The sequence below is a fragment of the Mesobacillus harenae genome (genome assembly GCF_013343715.1).
Classification (GTDB): domain Bacteria; phylum Bacillota; class Bacilli; order Bacillales; family Cytobacillaceae; genus Mesobacillus_A; species Mesobacillus_A harenae.
In genome coordinates this window covers 49,727-68,130 of sequence record NZ_JABUNR010000012.1, presented here as the reverse complement: position 1 = coordinate 68,130, position 18,404 = coordinate 49,727, and the positions used below count along the sequence as shown (strand labels likewise).

17 protein-coding genes are annotated in these 18,404 nt (G+C 39.8%); 4 read left to right on the top strand and 13 right to left on the bottom strand.

Features of this window, described 5'->3' with window-relative positions; translation table 11 throughout:
* The first annotated feature begins 329 nt into the window (after window positions 1-329).
* Together HRJ06_RS14990 and rnjA are read left to right on the top strand one after the other, a co-directional pair.
* Window positions 330-542, top strand: a complete 213-nt coding sequence (locus tag HRJ06_RS14990) for a DNA-dependent RNA polymerase subunit epsilon (RefSeq protein ID WP_174733761.1) — start codon at window positions 330-332, stop codon at window positions 540-542.
* 3 nt (window positions 543-545) lie between these two features.
* The gene (rnjA, locus tag HRJ06_RS14985; protein ID WP_174733760.1) at window positions 546-2,219 is read left to right on the top strand and encodes a ribonuclease J1; all 1,674 of its coding nucleotides are present in this window, start codon (window positions 546-548) and stop codon (window positions 2,217-2,219) included.
* A 349-nt stretch (window positions 2,220-2,568) separates the two neighbouring features.
* Here the strand turns inward: rnjA and HRJ06_RS14980 are convergent, their stop codons facing one another.
* The 10 genes from HRJ06_RS14980 to HRJ06_RS14935 all read right to left on the bottom strand — a co-directional run bounded on the left by HRJ06_RS14980 (window position 2,569) and on the right by HRJ06_RS14935 (window position 14,488).
* A complete protein-coding gene (locus HRJ06_RS14980) occupies window positions 2,569-3,228 on the bottom strand; it encodes an NAD-binding protein (RefSeq protein WP_174733759.1) in 660 nt (219 codons plus the stop codon).
* A 119-nt stretch (window positions 3,229-3,347) separates the two neighbouring features.
* Window positions 3,348-4,247, bottom strand: coding sequence for a DUF4349 domain-containing protein (locus HRJ06_RS14975; RefSeq protein ID WP_174733758.1), 900 nt, complete (start codon window positions 4,245-4,247; stop codon window positions 3,348-3,350).
* Between the two features lie 110 nt (window positions 4,248-4,357).
* Entirely contained in the window at window positions 4,358-6,172 is a 1,815-nt protein-coding gene (locus tag HRJ06_RS14970) for an ABC transporter ATP-binding protein (protein WP_338421107.1), read from the bottom strand.
* Window positions 6,173-6,190: 18 nt separating this feature from the next.
* A complete protein-coding gene (locus HRJ06_RS14965) occupies window positions 6,191-7,945 on the bottom strand; it encodes an ABC transporter transmembrane domain-containing protein (RefSeq protein WP_174733757.1) in 1,755 nt (584 codons plus the stop codon).
* 661 nt (window positions 7,946-8,606) lie between these two features.
* Window positions 8,607-9,734, bottom strand: coding sequence for an N-acetyldiaminopimelate deacetylase (locus HRJ06_RS14960; protein ID WP_174733756.1), 1,128 nt, complete (start codon window positions 9,732-9,734; stop codon window positions 8,607-8,609).
* Window positions 9,735-9,986: 252 nt separating this feature from the next.
* A complete protein-coding gene (dapD, locus tag HRJ06_RS14955; protein WP_174733755.1) occupies window positions 9,987-10,697 on the bottom strand; it encodes a 2,3,4,5-tetrahydropyridine-2,6-dicarboxylate N-acetyltransferase in 711 nt (236 codons plus the stop codon).
* A gap of 75 nt (window positions 10,698-10,772) precedes the next feature.
* The gene (locus HRJ06_RS14950) at window positions 10,773-11,657 is read right to left on the bottom strand and encodes a LysR family transcriptional regulator (protein ID WP_174733754.1); all 885 of its coding nucleotides are present in this window, start codon (window positions 11,655-11,657) and stop codon (window positions 10,773-10,775) included.
* A gap of 23 nt (window positions 11,658-11,680) precedes the next feature.
* Window positions 11,681-13,204 (bottom strand): MDR family MFS transporter, encoded by a 1,524-nt coding sequence (locus tag HRJ06_RS14945; RefSeq protein WP_174733753.1) that lies wholly within the window; start codon window positions 13,202-13,204, stop codon window positions 11,681-11,683.
* Window positions 13,205-13,329: 125 nt separating this feature from the next.
* Entirely contained in the window at window positions 13,330-13,773 is a 444-nt protein-coding gene (gene cbpB, locus HRJ06_RS14940) for a cyclic-di-AMP-binding protein CbpB (RefSeq protein WP_174733752.1), read from the bottom strand.
* A 478-nt stretch (window positions 13,774-14,251) separates the two neighbouring features.
* A complete protein-coding gene (locus HRJ06_RS14935; RefSeq protein ID WP_174733751.1) occupies window positions 14,252-14,488 on the bottom strand; it encodes a YkuJ family protein in 237 nt (78 codons plus the stop codon).
* A 176-nt stretch (window positions 14,489-14,664) separates the two neighbouring features.
* Here HRJ06_RS14935 and HRJ06_RS14930 point away from each other — a divergent pair, with 176 nt between their 5' ends.
* The gene (locus HRJ06_RS14930; RefSeq protein ID WP_174733750.1) at window positions 14,665-15,615 is read left to right on the top strand and encodes an MBL fold metallo-hydrolase; all 951 of its coding nucleotides are present in this window, start codon (window positions 14,665-14,667) and stop codon (window positions 15,613-15,615) included.
* A 9-nt stretch (window positions 15,616-15,624) separates the two neighbouring features.
* Window positions 15,625-15,861, top strand: a complete 237-nt coding sequence (locus HRJ06_RS14925) for a glutaredoxin family protein (protein WP_174733749.1) — start codon at window positions 15,625-15,627, stop codon at window positions 15,859-15,861.
* Between the two features lie 25 nt (window positions 15,862-15,886).
* Here HRJ06_RS14925 and HRJ06_RS14920 read toward each other — a convergent pair whose 3' ends face one another.
* The 3 genes from HRJ06_RS14920 to HRJ06_RS14910 form a co-directional block, all read right to left on the bottom strand.
* Complete coding sequence (locus tag HRJ06_RS14920) at window positions 15,887-16,576, bottom strand: DUF3993 domain-containing protein (protein ID WP_174733748.1); 690 nt, start codon at window positions 16,574-16,576, stop codon at window positions 15,887-15,889.
* A gap of 237 nt (window positions 16,577-16,813) precedes the next feature.
* Window positions 16,814-17,050, bottom strand: coding sequence for a hypothetical protein (locus HRJ06_RS14915; protein ID WP_174733747.1), 237 nt, complete (start codon window positions 17,048-17,050; stop codon window positions 16,814-16,816).
* Between the two features lie 77 nt (window positions 17,051-17,127).
* A complete protein-coding gene (locus HRJ06_RS14910) occupies window positions 17,128-18,345 on the bottom strand; it encodes an EAL domain-containing protein (RefSeq protein WP_174733746.1) in 1,218 nt (405 codons plus the stop codon).
* Window positions 18,346-18,404: the final 59 nt, after the last annotated feature.

The following is an 18,404-nucleotide window of genomic DNA, read 5'->3' as shown; positions in this document are numbered from 1 at the left end:
AAGGTAAAACTGTATAAATCTTCCCCAATTGCTTTACTTTGGACAAGGATCGTTTAAAATAAGAATTAAGGAGTTGACCACAATGTTAAAGAAGCTGAGACGCAAGCTTTTAAAACAGTGGAATGACATGCTTCGAAAAAAAACAATCGCTTAGAATTTACGAGCCCTTCAAACTTGCGAAGGGCTCCTTCCTTATTGTAAATTGGTGAAAGCGGAAAATTTTTCAAAATGGGATACTGGACTGATTCTTCCAATTTAGAAAATAAATGAAAATGTGATAAGATTTATATATAATAGAAAAAGATATATCGGACTAAGGAGAGAATATAATGATTTTTAAAGTTTATTATCAGGAATCCCTCAAACAGGTACCTGTTCGAGAAAACACAAAAACGATTTACATGGCCGCGGACTCGGAGCGGGAAGTAAGAACTAAACTTTCAGACCGTCCTTTTAATATTGAATATGTTGAGGCTGTTAAGGGTAAATATTTGGAATACGAACAACAGAATGAAGACTTTGAAGTATTGGAGATTGAATAATTTATGAAATTTGTCAAAAACGATCAAACAGCAGTATTTGCACTAGGAGGACTCGGAGAGATAGGTAAAAACACGTATGGGGTTCAGTTTCAGGATGAAATCATTCTGATCGATGCTGGCATTAAATTCCCTGAGGACGAGCTTCTTGGAATAGATTACGTGATACCTGACTACTCATACCTAGTCAAAAATGAAGACAAAATTAAGGGCCTTTTTATTACCCATGGCCACGAGGACCACATCGGCGGCATTCCATATCTATTGAGGCAGATTAATATTCCGATCTATGGCGGAAAGCTTGCCCTTGGCCTTCTCCGAAAAAAACTGGAAGAACATGGACTGCTTAGACAGTCAAAGTTAATTGAAATCAAAGAAGATGACATCATTAAATTCAGGAAAACTTCTGTGACTTTTTTCAGAACTACTCATAGCATTCCTGATTCATATGGTATCGTTGTCAAAACACCTCCTGGACAAGTAGTCCACACTGGTGACTTCAAATTTGATTTCACCCCTGTTGGAGAACCAGCTAACCTGACCAAAATGGCTGAGATTGGAAAAGACGGAGTGCTTTGCTTACTTTCTGACAGCACAAACAGTGAAGTTCCGAACTTCACAATGTCTGAAAGACGTGTTGGAGAAAGCATTCAGGATATTTTCCGTAAAGTTGATGGACGGATTATTTTCGCCACGTTTGCTTCTAACATACACCGTCTTCAGCAGGCTACTGAAGCCGCTGTCATGACGGGAAGAAAAGTAGCTGTCTTTGGGCGCAGCATGGAGAATGCAATTGAAATTGGGTTAGATCTTGGATACATCCGAGCACCAAAGGATACCTTTATTGAACCTCAGCAAATCAATCGCCTTCCAGCTAATCAAGTAACGATTTTATGTACTGGCAGCCAAGGTGAACCGATGGCAGCATTATCTAGGATCGCTAACGGGACACATCGTCAAATCCAGATTAACCCTGGTGACACGGTGATTTTCTCATCTTCACCAATCCCTGGGAACACAATCAGTGTTAGCAGAACAATTAACCAGCTTTATCGTGCTGGAGCAGAAGTTATTCATGGCTCACTGAATGATATCCATACATCAGGCCATGGCAGCCAAGAAGAACAGAAGCTTATGCTTCGTCTTATCAAACCGAAATTCTTCATGCCGATTCACGGTGAATTTAGAATGCAGAAGATGCACTCTAAACTTGCTATTGATTGTGGTGTTCCTGAAGAAAACTGTTTTGTCATGGATAATGGCGAAGTGCTTGCATTGGGTGAAAACGAAGCTCAAGTGGCAGGTAAGATCCCTTCCGGATCCGTTTATATTGACGGAAGCGGTATCGGTGACATAGGGAATATCGTGCTGCGCGACCGTCGGATTTTATCTGAAGAAGGCCTTGTAGTCGTAGTGGTCAGCATCAATATGAAGGAATTTAAAGTGGCTGCTGGACCAGATATCATCTCCCGCGGATTTGTTTATATGAGAGAATCTGGTGATTTAATTAATGATGCTCAGAAACTTATCGCTGGTCATCTTAATAAGGTAATGGAACGCAAAACTACTCAATGGTCCGAGATCAAAAACGAAATCACGGATACATTATCCCCATTCCTGTATGAGAAAACAAAGCGCCGCCCTATGATCCTTCCTATCATTATGGAAGTAGGAAAATAATAAATAACAAAAGAGCCTTGCGGTTTCAATACCGAAGGCTCTTTTTGCGTTTCATTATTGTATTACTCCTAGAAACTGGCATACTTCGAATCCTTCGACAGAAGCAAAGTACGCTTCTTTGGCGGATTCTCCAGTTTGCTTGTTTCTAAACAGTCGGCGAGCGACGGACAGGATGTCCTAGTCAGGCGAGTGCCGCAGGACGCGGCGAGCTACGAGCGTGGCTTTTCTTTCTCCAGCCTCGCCTCCTAGCTTCTCGTGTCGCTTCGGTCCAGTTGATGAAGTCAAAGAACGACTTCACCCTCTGGCCCTCCAGCGCTTGTCGAAGCTAGACAGTCGGCTCCGCTTTTCTTTAACCCATTACTTTCTTTTCGAAGCGGTTTATGTCGGCGTCTGCACCAATGACAATTAGGATGTCGTCTTTTTCTATCAGCTCGTTTGCCTGCGGTGAAACGATAATTTCTCTTCCTCGTTTTATTGCTACAATGTTGATTCCATACTTAGCACGGATATCAAGATGAATAATAGAATTGCCACTCAGACGGTCATTGGCTACAATTTCAACAATGCTATGTTCATCAGAAAGCTCTAGGTAATCAAGAACGTTGTTTGAAACAATATTGTGCGCAATTCGCCTGCCCATATCTCGTTCAGGGTGAACTACCTGGTCAGCTCCAATTTTTCTTAATACTTTCTCATGATAATCGTTTTGCGCTTTCACAGTTACTTTATTTACTCCAAGCTCTTTTAAAATAAGAGTAGTTAAAATACTAGCCTGAATATTATCGCCAATTGCTACGATAACATGATCAAAGTTTCTTATTCCAAGGCTTTTTAAAACAGCTTCATCCGTTGTATCCCCTACCACGGCGTGAGAAGCTATTGCTGCGTATTGATTTACTCTATCTTCATTATTATCGATTGCCAAAACTTCGAGACCTTCCTCGGCCAATGCACGGCAAATACTTCCCCCAAAACGGCCAAGTCCGATCACAGCAAATTCTTTTTTCACAACCTATTCCTCCACTTATGTTAAGTCTAGAATCTTTCCCCATTTTAGCACACTAGAGTAAAAAGAAAAGATTTTCTTCAGATAATTCCTACTTACAAAAAGGCTCGCACATATCTTTGTTAATCCCTTGAAGCTCTTTTATCCTTTTTCCTTTTATAGATAAAATAAAAAAGCCAGCCTAAAAGTCCGCCGATTAAAAAGATCGGTAAATTTCCTGCTAGAAAAATAACTGACCCTGAAAATACTACCAGCAGAAAATTTAAACTTGTTGCAAATTGCTTTTTTGTCTTTTCCCAAGTGTTTAATTGGGTACTATCTACCTTAGGAACATTAACAAGATTTTGCATCATGTTAATGGTCACGGTAGAATAAGCTGTTTGATTATCTATGTACTTTATTCTGCCAAGAAGCTGTTCAATCTCTTCCTGTACTCGATTAAGATCCTCTGATATTTTCAATAGGTCTTCAGTCTTTGCTGCATCCTTCATAAAATCAAGCAAGCGTGCCTCGACGGTCCTTTTCGATTTAAGCCTTGATTCTAGGTCAACATACTCCTCCGTTACATCATTCCCCGTTACTTGGCGCTCCGTCACTTCTGCAGCAATTCCCTCAGAGTCATGTAGAAAATCCTGAAAATGGTTGTCCGGAATTCTAAACACCATATTTCCGTTCAATTGATCATCGTAATTATTTGTTTGTGAATTTACAATATAGCCTCCATAGCTTTCAGCTTTCGCCTCTAAACTTGATTGTGCTTTTTTAAAGTTATCAACCCTAAGATTAAGAAACGCATTAAAGATAACTTTTCTATCCTTTCTGAAAGCTTCCTCCTGAACGTCTGTTTTAACATTCTCGCTTACTGAGGTGTCTTCATTAAGCATTGAATCCCCGGACTCAGAGGGCGCCTTGCTAGCTTCCTCATTGCCGCCCATATTATGATCTTCTGCAGAATCATTAGAACTGCATGCACTTATAAGCAATGCTGTTAAACAAATCACTATTAATCTTATAGCTTTCATACTGTTCACCCCTTTTTCTCTTTATATGGATTGACGGTTTTCACTGTAAAATAGTTACAAAGAAAAGCTAAGAGGTGAATTTTAAGAAAAAAGCCTTCTTATCGAAGGCTTTATATTGCATCAAGCATATTAAATTGGGATTTTACAAGGTCGTGATATTCTCCTTCGTAATTCATGAGTTCATCATGTGTTCCTTTTTCAATAATCCTGCCATTTTCAAGCACGAAAATATTATCAGCTTCTCTTATAGTGGAAAGCCTGTGTGCGATCATAATCGCAGTTCGCCCTTTTAAAAGTGTTTTAAGCGCTTTTTGAATTTTAACTTCCGTTTCCGTATCTATGCTAGCCGTCGCCTCATCAAGTATTAAAATTTGCGGGTCAGCCAAAAGTGCACGTGCAAAAGATATAAGCTGCCTTTCCCCTACAGATAAAATATTGCCCCGTTCCTCTACTTCTGTAAGGTAATCTTTAGGAAGTTCCTCGATAAAATCTGCCGCCCCGACTGCTTTTGCTGCTGATTTAACTTCCTCATCGGTTGCTGATGGGCGTCCAAAACGAATATTATCCATAATTGTACCAGAAAAAATAAATGTATCTTGCAGGACAATGCTTATTTGGTTTCTCAAGCTTGAAATAGACACATCCTTTAAATCCTTACCGTCTACGAGGACCCGTCCATTATCCGGATCGTAAAACCGGCTGACCAGGCTTGCGATAGTCGTTTTTCCAGAACCGGTATGACCAACAAAGGCTACAGTCTGTCCTGACATAATTTCAAGATTTATTTCGTTTAAAGCCATTCTTTTTCCATCATAGGAAAACATAACTTTATCAAATTCTATATGTCCTTCAACTTCCTTAAGTTCAATTGTATTCTCTCTTTCAGATACAATTGGTTTTTCATCTAGAAATTCAAATATTCTTTCTGATGAGGCCATTCCCATTAAAAGCTGGTTATAGACCATCCCCAGCCTGGAAATCGGCTCCCAAAACATTCCTAGGTAAAAAGCGAAGGATACAAAGACTCCGATCGAAATACCATTCCCAATTAAGGAAGAGCCATACCAGATAAGCACAGCAGTTCCAAGTGCATTAGTCAGTTCGACAAGAGGCCTGAACATTGCATTTTTCTGGGATGCTTCTTTCCAGCTTTCGAAACTTTCTTTGTTAACGCCATCAAAATAAAGCATATTTTCTTTTTCCTGCGTGTAAGACTGGGTAACTCTGACTCCTTGTATACTTTCATTTAAGTGAGAGTTAAGCTTTGCTTGCTTTAAACGGACAGTCTGCCATGATCGCCGTATTTTCTTCCTAAGACTTGTCGATATAAAAAACATAACAGGCAGAATAACCATTATCGCAAGAGTGAGCTCAGGACTTAATGAAAACAGGATAACAAAAATCCCTGCCAGTAAGATCATATCCATTAATAAATTTATAACACCGTTCGTAAATAGCTCTTGCAGTGAGTTGATATCATTCATGATTCTCACTAAAATGGAACCAGCGGAACGCTGATCAAAAAAACGATGGGAAAGATTCTGTACATGAGTAAATAGATGCTTCCTTAAATCATAAATCACGTTTTGTCCAAGTTCGTTCATCCAGCGGATTCTAAATATATTAGCAAAATAAGAAACGGCATATAAAGCTGCTATTAATATCACTAGCTTAATCAGCATTGAAGTATCCCGCTCAACAATTGCCTGATCAAGCGTATACACACCAATTAAAATCGGAATCATGAGCCGTACAGCTGTATTTATCAGGACCATAATAATTGATAACGGCACTAGACTTTTTTTATACGGAAGTATATAAGAAAAAAGCCTAAGCATTTGCTTCCAGTTAAACGGTTTTTCAATGACAAGGTCAGTGGAATAATGAAACCTGTTCGCTGTATTATCGTGCTTATGTTTTGTCACGAGCGCACCTCCTTAATTTTAGCTAGTATAGGAACGTTGTAATTTATCACGATCTTTATATTGCAATTCATAGATTCTTTGATATAGGCCTGCGTTTTGAACAAGCTGTTTATGATTTCCTCTTTCGGCAATTCTGCCGTCTTCTAGCACTAGAATTTCATCTGCATATTGCAAGGAGGAAATCCGGTGTGCAATGATAAAAGTTGTTTTTCCTTTCATAACTTCATTAAGAGCCTTTTGAATTTCAAATTCGGTTTCCATATCTACAGCGCTAGTGGCATCATCCAAAATTAAAATACTCGGATTTACACATATAGCCCGAGCAATCGCAATTCGTTGTTTCTGGCCTCCTGAGAGCCCCATCCCTCTTTCTCCAAGAATCGTGTCATATCCATCGGGAAGAGCTGAAATAAAATCATGTGCTTGGGCTCTTTTAGCAGCATCGATTATGTCATCCATTTCTGCCTCAGGCCTGCCGTAGGAGATATTCGCTTTAATTGAAGATGAAAATAGAAACGACTCTTGCAGAACAATGCCAATATTCCCTCTTAAAGATTGGATTGAATAATTGCTGATTTCCTGTCCATCAATCCGTATTTCTCCCTCATTCGGTTCATAAAAACGGGTCAGCAACTGGGTGATACTGGTCTTCCCTGATCCCGTGGAGCCAATTAAACCAATGATCTTACCCGGTTTCGCAGTAAAAGAAAGATTATAAATCGCTGCTTTGTCATCAACTCCATAACGAAGAGTCACATTATCGAATTCCACATTACCCTCAAAAGCAGATACGTGAACAGCCCCGTCCTTTTCCACAATTTCCTCTTCAGCTTCTAAAATCTCCAGAAGTCGTTCGCCAGATGCTTTTGATTGCGAGTATTGGTTAATAACAAAACCGAGATTCATAATCGGCCACATAATATACCAGAGAAGGCTATAAAAGGCGACTAGTTCCCCAGGCAGGATCTCTTCTACCATAACGAGGTAGCCGCCATAGCCGAGCAATAAAACCACGCTTAGGTTCCCGAGGAGCTCCATTAACGGAAAATATTTTGCCCATATTTCTGATGTGAACAAATACTTATCTTTATAGTCTCTGTTGGAATCATTAAATTTTTTGATTTCAAAGTCTTCACGAGATAGAGATTTTACAGTATTAATACCACTGATATTTTCCTGCACTTTAGTATTAAGACTGCCAAACGACTTTCGTATCCCTCTAAATGCAGGATGAACCTCTTTATCAAATTTAAATACAACAACTGCCAGGAAAGGCAGGGTAATAAGAGTAACAATTGTAAGAGTGATAGAGTAATAAAACATTACCGAAAAGCTAATTAAAATTAGCAAACAGAAACGGATCAGTTCTGAAAAACCAAATGATAAAAAGAAGCGAAATGCTTCCACATCTGCTGTCAGTCTTGACATAAGATCCCCGGTTTTTGCATTATCGTAGTATTTAAAGGATAGATATTGGAGTTTTGCATAAAGGGAATTACGAAGCTGGTAAACGGAATGGATTCCAAATAAATCTCCAGTATATTGGTAGATATATGTAGCTGCACCTTTTATAATCATAATTCCAACAAAACCAATAGTAAGCAACGGAATTAACTCATACCTTCCTCCAAGAACTGCTTCGTCTATGGTAATTTGCAGCACAATAGGATAAACAACTGTTATCGCTGTTACAACCACCAGGAACATTATTGACCAAATAAAATATACTTTGAAGGGCCAGTAAAATTTCTTTAATTTCCGAAAAGTTTCCACCTGTTCTCCCCCTTTGGTTTTTAAGCACGTATAAATAAATATATCGGGTTTCGAAATATATTTCCAGTAATAAGTGAATTTTAGGATTTTTTTGTAATTTAGAATGTTCTGTATACCTTAATGAAGTCTGAAATATATGAGACTCGTGGGAAATATCCACCAAGTTTAAGACTAGTCAGACAGCACGAGGGGGAATGTGCTCGGGTAAGTCGAATGTGGAGGTCATTTGGCTTGCATAAGCAGCGAAGAACTGGACCTTGTCCGAATACAGGGCTCATTCACAGCACAAGCAGCCAGGGATTAAGCCCTGGCCGAATACGAGTGTTCCACTGTTTTTCCAGTATAAAATATGCAGTGTAAAATATGAGCAATCTAAAAAGGACAAAATCATACTCGATTTGCCCTTATTACTCGAAACATTTATTGTATTTTTATGAGCCACATTGGAAATCGCAGCAAGATTATTCACGTGCAAGGCTGATACTATATGGCTAAGTTGATACACCTATACCCGAATGGATCGTGTCAACAGCAAACCAATACTATTTAAAAAATTTTAATATAACTCTCTAACTGGACAAACTTCAAATTGGTGACTCCGAATCTCTTAGAAATTTATCTGAATTTAACAATATAAAAAAACCGGAATTCTTCCCGGTTTTTAATTCCCTTTATATTGAATGTAACCACTAATAAATTTGACTGCCTTTTCGATTACATCTTCATTTGGAAAGAGCTTAGCATTATGCAGGCCCCAATCAGATTCAACACCTAGCCAAAACATAAATCCTGGAATTTCTTTAAGCATATAACCAAAGTCTTCTCCAGTCATTGCTTCCCGGCATTCAACCAGCTTCATATCTGATGTTGACTGAACATACTCCATAAATTCCATCGTAATTGATTCCTCATTAAATACTTGATAATACATAGCCCCAAAATCAATTGCGGATTCGCACTGGTAACCTATTTCTGTTCCTTTTACTAAAGCACGAACTCTATCTTTTACCTTATCCATTGATTCACTGGATAAAGTACGAATGGTACCTTCGATTCTCGCCTTTTCAGCAATGATATTTTGGACCGTTCCGCTAGTGATTTTACCGATTGTTACTACAGCACTGTCAAGCGGATCTACATTCCTCGCCACAACACTTTGCAGTTGAGTCACTAGTGAGCAAGCAGCGACTATCATATCATTTGTTTGATGAGGATAGGCAGCATGACCGCCCTTCCCCTTTAAATCTATAAATAACTCAGAAGTATTAGCAAATAATAGACCTGGCTTAGTTGCAATGGTTCCGACCGGATACTCTGGTGCAACATGCAGACCCATTATCATATCTGGCCTCCATTTTGCCATTGTTTCAGATTTCAGCATCGGTTCTGCCCCGCCGGGTCCCTCTTCGGCTGGCTGAAAGATAAATAAGAGATTGTCTTTTATCGGCGCTGATGCAAAGTGGTTAATAAGTCCCAACGCTATTGTCATATGAACATCATGTCCACATGCGTGCATATTTCCCTTGTGTTCAGATTCAAAGCTGCATCCCGTTTCTTCTGTAATAGGGAGTCCATCGATATCTGCCCGATAACCAATTGTTTTAGAGGGGTTTGTGCCGTTGATCTTGACAAATATGCCTGTCCTCCATGTTTCTATTTCTATTATTGAGCTGTTAAGAGAACGAATGCAGTCTAATAAATAGGCCTGTGTCTTAAACTCCTCAAAACCTAATTCAGGTATCCTATGTAAGTCCCGTCTTATCTTGACTAGCGGATGCATTGTCATCATTCCATCTCCTTTTAGATGCTGGCTTTCAGCTTCTCTTTATGTAGAAATAAAGCGTGGATGTATCATCCACGCTCATTAACGAAAAATATTGAGTATCCAAGTCGCCCCTGGTCAGTCGGCTCCGCTTTTCTTGGCTGGCTGCGGTGCTAGCCCCTCGAGTCGCTTCGATCCAGCTGCCGAAGTCAAAAAGCGACTTTCACCCTCTGGCTCTCCAGCGCTTTTCGGGGCTGTTCAAGGCACCTCCGCTTTTCTTTATAACTGGCGGAGTTCTTGTTTTATTTCGGTTTTTGATTTTGTTTTTTCGTCAATTTCTTTGATAACTTTAGCTGGAGTACCCGCGACCACAGTGTATGGAGGGACATCATCAATTACAATGGCTCCAGCTGCGACAACAGCACCTTTACCTACAGTTACACCTTCAAGGACAACTGCATTTGCACCAATAACTACATCATCTTCAACAATTACAGGCTTTGCTGAAGGAGGCTCAATTACACCTGCAAGAACAGAACCTGCACCTATATGGCAGTTTTTCCCGACTGTTGCACGTCCGCCAAGAACTACGTTCATATCGATCATGGTACCTTCACCAACTACAGCTCCGATGTTGATGCTTGCACCCATCATAATAACTGCGTTATCACCAATCTCAACCTGGTCACGAATAATCGCACCCGGCTCAATACGAGCTTTAATATTTTTCATATCTAAAAGGGGGATAGCTGAGTTTCTTCTATCATTCTCTACAACAAAATCTTCAATGTTGCCTTGATTCGCTTCTAAGGCTTGGTTAATTTCAGCCCATTCTCCAAACACAACTCCACTGTTCCCTGAAATAAATGATTTTGACTCATTTCCAAAGTCGATACCCTTTAAGTTGCCCTTAACATACACCTTAACTGGGGTAGACTTTTTGCTATTTTGAATAAATGAGATAATTTCATTAGCATCCATCATTTTCATTGTAATTCCTCCTTATGTATAACTAAAAAATACTTTAACAAACAAAAGAGATGAAAACAAGAAAAACCATCCTTGTTATTGGTCTGTTTCTTCTATATATTCCTTAACTACCTCTATGAACGCCTGAACCTGCTTTAATTGAAAGGCAGATTCATACCCAAGCAGCCAGGTATCACGTTTAATCGGTTCGTTATTTTCATCTAGCAGAGGAATTTTAAAGATATTTTCCTCCTCACCATTTAACGTAATTGCAGGCAGGATTGCATAGCCAATCCCGTTAAATGTCATCTGTTTGCAGGTTTCAATTTGATCGACGACCACTGTCCGTTTCGGTGCAGTCTTAAACTGGCGCATCCACCAATCCTGTATTTCCTGATAGTAATTAGAGTCACTTTTGAACTGGATAAAGGGGCGGTCTGTTTCCAGCACCTGTTCAGGCCTCGTCATTACTGTATCAACAAGGTACAGGCTGTCCTTAAACAGATGGATTTTGACCCCCTTCCAATCAGGCGTGCCCCTAATGATTCCAATATGAGCTTGATCTTCATAAAGAGACTTTAAAATCTCACTGCTCCAGCCAGTAATAAGAGATATTTTGGCCTGTGGATGTTTATTAATAAATTTCTTAAGCACCTGTGGAAGCCAATTCTGACCAACAATTGAAGCTACTGCAATTTTAAGTGTCCCATGCACTTCAGAATTTAAAGCATGGATGGATTCTCTAACTTTGTCTTCCTTTGAAAGCACCTCGTTAACGAACCGGATAACAAGCTCGCCTTCAGGAGTCAGTGTCAGACCTTTTTGAGAGCGGATAAACAGCTGAGTGCCCCATTCTTTTTCGAGCGTTTGAAGCCTTTGTGATAAGGCGGGCTGCGAGACAAATAAACGCTCGGCAGCTTTTCTCATATTCATTTCCTGGGCAAGGACTGATAACAGATTAAATTCTGACAGGGAAGACATTTAACTCCTCCTCTAAAAATAAATCATTGGGCCTGTGTTTCTTGATCTTTCTTTGGAATAAAGACTATTAAAATAATGGTAATAATAGCAAATAATAAAACACCGATATAAACAGACTGCAGTGAAAAAGTTAAACCATCTTGCAGCACAGTCTTAACTTCTTGAGGGAGTCTGCTTCGCTCGTCAGCATTTAAAAGAACATTAGCAGAATCCACTGTTAAGCCTTCTCCAGCCTTGCCTCCATGCTCGTTAATATAAGCTAGAATTTGGCTGTTTAGGATTCCTCCCAGGAGTGCTGCCCCGATGGTATTCCCCAGATTTCTCATAAACATATTAGAAGCTGTGGCAATCCCTCGCTGTTGCCAACTGACAGAGCTCTGAATAGACACAATAAAAGATGTTGTTGTCATTCCCATACCCGCTCCAACTAGAAACGAGCCGGCAGCAGCCCAAAGAGGTCCTGCCTCTGGGGTAAGTGTTACAAACATAATGCTGCCTAAGATGAGCAGGATACCTCCAATAAGGGAAGTCATTCGGTAGCCGATCCGCAGCAGCAGCTTGCCAGCAACAGTAGCCGCAATTGGCCAGCCTATTGACATTGTTGTTAAGGTAAACCCTGCTACTATAGGAGAACGTTCCATAACCCCCTGGACAAAAGCAGGTAAAAAACTGGATATTCCAATGAGCATTACCCCTGTCGTGAGAGATGCTGCATTTGCCACAAAAATAGTTCGCTCTTTCCATATAGAGAAGGGCATCATCGGCTCTGGAGCTTTCTTTTCCTGGAAAATAAACAATCCGAACGCTATTACACTTACTGTTATAAGGCTCAGTACCTGAATTGAAGACCAAGGCCAATTCGCGCCGCCTTCTACTAGCACAATCATTAAGGAGCTGATCGATAGTGTAAGCAGAATGGCTCCTGCATAATCGATCTTGTGTTTTTTCTTTTCAATCTTCTCATTTAAAAATAACCAAAGTCCCGCAATTGCCAAAAATCCAAGCGGAATATTGATCCAGAAGACATATCTCCAGCTCACAAATTCAACTAGCAGTCCGCCAATAGCAGGTCCCATGACTGCGGAGATTCCCCATACACTTGATAAATAGCCCTGAATCTTCGCTCTTTCTTCCTTTGTATAGATATCTCCAACGATTGTGGTAGCAATCGGCATGACCGCTCCTGCTCCAAATCCTTGTATAAACCGAGAAACAATTAACCATTCCATCGAACTCGCAAATCCGCATAATAGTGACCCGATAAGGAAAACGACAATCCCGAACGTCAGGATTGGCTTGCGGCCAAAAAGGTCAGAAAGCTTTCCATAAATCAACACGGTAACAGCATTCATTAACAAATAAGCAGAAAACACCCAGCTGTACAGCGTAAAGCCTCCGAGATCCCCTACAATCGCAGGCATAGCTGTTGATACAATTGTAGCTTCAATAGCTCCCATAAACATAGCGAGCATTACAGTTGCTAATACTAGTGGCCGCTTTGTCTCTCGAACACCCTTTTTACTGCTCTTGTCAGCAGCCTCCCCCATAGTTCTCACCTCACTAGAAAGATTGCACTCCAACAAATTATTCAAAATAACTTTTATAATATTACTAAATTTTAAAACCTATGTACTCAAAAAATCAGCCCCCGGCCATGTTCGGGAGCTGAGTGTTATTTTTTAAATCTCCGCACGTTATTATTTAACAATTGCAATACTGTCCTTCTAGTTAAAATTCCTACGAATACTTCCTCATCATCCTCTATGCAAAGAAAAGGATGGTCGATTAACAATGCTAATGAAGACTGGACTGTAGAATTTGCTTTCAGCCTAGGAATGCTGCTGTTCATCGCTTCCTCAACCTTTTTTTGATCAAGTTGATCAAATTCGATGCGCTGCAGCCCTAGAATTGCGTCCATAACGATCGGGGTACTGATCAAGCCCTGCAGACGGTAGTGAACGTCTAAGACAGGAATAGCAGTGTACCCGCTTTTTGTCAGAACCAAAAGCGCATGTTCAAGATTATTGCCCAATTGGACATGGGCGACCCGTTCAGAGGGGATCATTAATTCTTGAACATTCATTTCTAAAAACTCTCCGCTATGAAGACTTATCATTGCCGAAAACTCCTCTAAAATTGATTTCACCTCTCATTATTTTATCACAGTTTTCCTCACTTTTGCGTTTTTGGCGCTCAGCCTTTGCTAGTTTTTATATTTTTCAACTCATAGCTGCAGTTAGGACATTTATAAATGACATTTTGATTTGATTGAGCTGTTAAGGTCCTGTCCAGCTCCGATTGATTATGGCACTTAGGACAAAGTATGAATGGCATCATATGCCTCACCCCCATTTTTATTCTTAGCATGCCTCAATCTCGTTGCTCTACTTACCTAAACAACAAAAGGCTATGGAATTTACTTGCCGATTCACTGTACCCGCCTTTTTCCATCTCATTCGCACCTCACTTTCACGGTCTCGATGTCTCTTTTCCCGCTGGAAGGCGCGTTGTTAGACTAATGTCATTAGGGTTGAATCAGCTTAAACCATTACAAAGTCAAATAAAAAAAGAACTCTTGACGAGTTCTTTTTGTCCTACTGAATTAAATCAAAAATTTCGATCGTAATCATATCGATATTGTCGAATTGATACTTTTTAGGCTTTTCCTTCTCCAAGTATACTTCCAATTCGTATGTTTCTGTTTTCGGGTGATATGTTACTTGGCACTTACGCTCACCGTTAACCTCGAAAAAGCGCTGAGCCGGTTCTCCTCCGTTGGATTGTTCCTGAAGGTTTTTTAATCGTGTAATTATTCCTTGAAGCTGTGACATATTCCCTCTCCTTTCAACCAAAGAAACAACTATCAATAGGATTAACTATTGATTTGTTTCTATACCGTAAAGAATGTAATCTGAAAATTCAAACCCATTTCTTTACATGTCAATATTAACAGAATAAAATAATGAGAGAGATTGTACAAGTAAAAGGATGTAAAGGAAGTGTTTTTTTGCAAAAACCAGAGAAGTTAGCCGAAAATCTGTATTTAATTGATGATTACGATTTAAAGATGGAAGAACGAACTGGTACTTACGTTCTTACAGAACAAGATCTAACTTTGATTGAAACCTGCGCCAGCCCATCCGTCCCCAAAATCCTTAAGGGATTAAATTTGCTGGGGCTCTCACCCGAGAATGTTAAATACATTATAGTTACTCACATCCACTTGGATCATGCAGGCGGAGCAGGGTTGCTGCTTACCCATTGCCCTCAGGCGAAGGTTGTCGTTCATCCAAAAGGCATCAGGCATTTAGAGGATCCTTCTAGGCTGATTGCTGGTGCAAAGTCCGTTTATGGAGAAAGGTTTGATGAATTATTTGACCCTATTTTACCAGTTGCCAGTGAGCAGCTGATCGTCAAAAACGACCGTGAATCCCTAACTATTGGACCTGATTGTACTCTCACGTTTTATGATAGTCCTGGCCATTCTAACCACCACTTCAGCATTTTCCATCCGAATACATCAGGTATGTTTACAGGAGATACAGCGGGAATCCGATATCCGCAGCTAGTAAGAGAAGGAATTGAGCTCTATCTTCCGTCTACGTCTCCAAATCAGTTTAGTCCCGAGAAAATGCTACACTCGCTGGAGCTATTTAAAAGTCTCTCCCTAAAATACATTTATTTTGGTCATTATGGGATGTCCTCTAATCCTGAGGAGGTCTATAAGCAGGTAGAGGACTGGCTGAAAGTCTTTTTAGAAGAAGCAGAGAGTGCTTTTTTAGAAGGGAATGAATTCCTTGAAAAAGTCTTTATGACGACAGAACGCTTGCAAAACAGAGTTGCAATTTATTTACTGGAGAAAGGCATTGATAGAAATCATCAGGCCTTTGAAATTTTGTCACTTGACTTGAGTGTAAGTGCAATGGGCTTAATTGATTATTTGCAAAAAAGAAAGTAGGCTAATTCAATGGATAAAGTAGTAGTATATTCTCAAAACGAGTGCCCTACCTGCCAAATCGTTAAATTATTTCTTCAGGAATCCGGGGTTGCGTTTGAAGAACGAAATATAAGTGAAAATCCGTCCGCCAAGAAGGAGTTCTTAGATGGTTACAGACTGTCCTCTACACCTGCAGTTATTGTTGGAGAACAGATTATTACCGGATTTGACCTTCCACGCCTTAAAGAGGTATTAAGAATAAACTAAGGTGTCCCTTTTGGGACACCTTAGTTTATTGCCAGGCTACATAAAAGTCACGATTTACAGATGCTAAATATTTTTGTTTAACCCCTTTACCCGTTAGAGATAAAAAGAAAATTAGCTTTTTTGATGGACTAAACGCGGGGCCAGAATTGGAAATCGACGAAAAAGGATCGGCAGACAGAACTGTTAAATCAAGATCATCCTTTACTTCATTTTCCACTGGAAAACCTTTTTCAAGCACAGATTCCGGAATGTTATCAAACATGTACTCCGCAACTTTCCACTTTTCGCTTTCCTTTTCTAACAGCAGGCCCTCATAATGGTCCTCATAATTGACAGGACCTTCGTGATCTCCAGAAAAAAACTCAACCACATAGATCTTCCCCTCATCCTCTATAACCTTTGTTTTATCCGAAAAGTTGTAGAAAGGAATATAATAGGGGGCAAAATCTGATCCATATGTACGATAAGAATTCCCCTCTTGCACTAAATTTTCCTGTTTGAACAGTTCTTTATACGATTGTGAAAAATATTCATCTAATACAGCATCAACTTCCTGCATTGTCCGGTTCTTTTCACTCAGCGATACTTGGGCCTGAAAAGCTGACTTTAAAAAGCCAAATACTTCATTTTTATCGTCGAAATTAGAATCAGCACTTGCGTGGTAAGGAAGTAATAAAAAAATGAGCAGTAACAATAATGCCGGGCGCTTGTCCATCTTGTTCTCCCCTTTAGTAAAACTTAAGTAATTCCTATTCTATCAACAATTTTGCGTCAAAAAACAATATATCGTTCGTAAAATTACCTTATCATCTGACATTAAATTTACCTTATCTTCCTGATACCCAAATTAACGCTCGAAAAAACACACATAAAGTGAAAGGGCTTGTCAAATAAGATAGAATAGGCCCCAATTATAAAATTATAAATAGAAACAGCCCCAGGTAATTTAGAATTACCAGGGGCCAGAAAATGCATAAATGATGATTAAAAGACCGACGAGGGCTGCAGCAATTATATAAGTGAGGAAGACAGGATTTCGTAAATAAGGATGTTCTTGCACATTTTCAGGGATTTTAGAGTCATGCTCAGCCACTACACCACGCGACCTGAACAACGACAATGTATAAAAAAACGAAACAAGCAAGATTCCTGCACCTATTCCCGCGAGTATCATCATATACAAACTCATTAGCACCATTCCTCCTTAAGAAGGCTCTTAAGCATAGAGTGGCTTTTTTATTGAGTTCCTATACAAACAGCCGGTTATTATAGCATTCCTTCGCGTGAATATAAGTATGTCGACGAGAGGTCTACAAATAAAAAGTCTTTATCTGCCAATGGGCAAGAGAAGGTCCTGATAATTTCCCCAGTTTCAATGTCGCTGTAGCGATCCGATAAAATCCCTTTCTTCCCGTAGCGCATCCGAATAATATTTTCCAAAAAGTAAGGACGCCAACTCCAGTTTTTCTCGATGTATGCTGACTGGAGCTCCCACTCCCGGATGTTTCTAAAAAGATTGGGTGACAGCTGAAAACCGTCTTCATCACAGATATACATACGAAAAGCAATTCCTTCCAAACCTCCACTTAAGGACCGAAGCAATTCTGCGTAACTTTGCTGCTTCTTCATTTTAGCGAGAAGGTCCTGTATCCTTTCCTGCAGATCATTCGTCAACGAAAATAGCTGCTCCAGCTTCTTTTTCTCAGACAAGATAAAGGAATGACACTCACCTCTAAGCTTCTCTTTTAGAATATTCCTAGGAGAGAATTCTTCCTCAGGGGGACATAAATAATAACCTTGATAGTAATGTCCGCCGTTTTTCCAGGCAAACTGCAGCTGAAAGCTTGTTTCGATATTCTCAAACAATAAAGTTGCTCCAATTTTCCTTGCCAATAACGAAAGGCTATATAAAATGTCGCGATAGGCTGCGCCGGCTGCAGTCGAACGGAGAACCTGCAAATTCACTTTTAGAATATCAGGCGAAAGCTGTCCAATCCGATCCAAATGGCTGCTGTCATCACCTATTTTGTCGAAAGCAATTTTTATTCCATATGTCCGGTAATAATTTAATAAATGGTCGAGATGTTCCAATTCCCCAATATAGTTACGTGCCGAGATCTCTAATACAATCCGATCAGGAGAGATTCCTTGTTTAGAAAATTGGAGGATCTGTTCCAAAAACTGCTCTCCGTCATCCAGCATTAAGATATCAGCATCCCGGTTGATAAATAACAGCATATCTTTTTCGAGCATCAATGATTTGTTTAATGCTTTAATTAAAACCGTATTATCAACCTCAAGTCTATATTCCTCAGGTATTTGGCTATCTAAGAAAAAAGGCCCCAGACTTACTACACCTGAGTCAGGTGAGTGATATCTCCCTAAAATTTCATATCCGATAATCCGATGTTCATCAGCACTAAAAATCGGCTGAAAAAAAGGGACAACGTTCTCTAGATCTGTTAGAACATCTAATATATCCATCCGTTTCCCCTCCCTCCATAAAATCTTTTCTGTATATTATAATCTATTTCAGAATATTT

What these genes read in the sequence shown, in the direction of transcription:
- HRJ06_RS14920 (WP_174733748.1), bottom strand. Translation starts at nt 16,576, where the DNA reads ATGGACAAGCGCCCGGCATTATTGTTACTGCTCATTTTTTTATTACTT.
- HRJ06_RS14950 (WP_174733754.1), bottom strand. Translation starts at nt 11,657, where the DNA reads ATGTCTTCCCTGTCAGAATTTAATCTGTTATCAGTCCTTGCCCAGGAA.
- HRJ06_RS14990 (WP_174733761.1), top strand. Translation starts at nt 330, where the DNA reads ATGATTTTTAAAGTTTATTATCAGGAATCCCTCAAACAGGTACCTGTT.
- HRJ06_RS14935 (WP_174733751.1), bottom strand. Translation starts at nt 14,488, where the DNA reads ATGTCACAGCTTCAAGGAATAATTACACGATTAAAAAACCTTCAGGAA.
- cbpB (WP_174733752.1), bottom strand. Translation starts at nt 13,773, where the DNA reads ATGATAAGTCTTCATAGCGGAGAGTTTTTAGAAATGAATGTTCAAGAA.
- dapD (WP_174733755.1), bottom strand. Translation starts at nt 10,697, where the DNA reads ATGAAAATGATGGATGCTAATGAAATTATCTCATTTATTCAAAATAGC.
- HRJ06_RS14910 (WP_174733746.1), bottom strand. Translation starts at nt 18,345, where the DNA reads ATGGATATATTAGATGTTCTAACAGATCTAGAGAACGTTGTCCCTTTT.
- HRJ06_RS14975 (WP_174733758.1), bottom strand. Translation starts at nt 4,247, where the DNA reads ATGAAAGCTATAAGATTAATAGTGATTTGTTTAACAGCATTGCTTATA.
- HRJ06_RS14915 (WP_174733747.1), bottom strand. Translation starts at nt 17,050, where the DNA reads ATGAGTTTGTATATGATGATACTCGCGGGAATAGGTGCAGGAATCTTG.
- HRJ06_RS14925 (WP_174733749.1), top strand. Translation starts at nt 15,625, where the DNA reads ATGGATAAAGTAGTAGTATATTCTCAAAACGAGTGCCCTACCTGCCAA.
- HRJ06_RS14960 (WP_174733756.1), bottom strand. Translation starts at nt 9,734, where the DNA reads ATGATGACAATGCATCCGCTAGTCAAGATAAGACGGGACTTACATAGG.
- rnjA (WP_174733760.1), top strand. Translation starts at nt 546, where the DNA reads ATGAAATTTGTCAAAAACGATCAAACAGCAGTATTTGCACTAGGAGGA.
- HRJ06_RS14945 (WP_174733753.1), bottom strand. Translation starts at nt 13,204, where the DNA reads ATGGGGGAGGCTGCTGACAAGAGCAGTAAAAAGGGTGTTCGAGAGACA.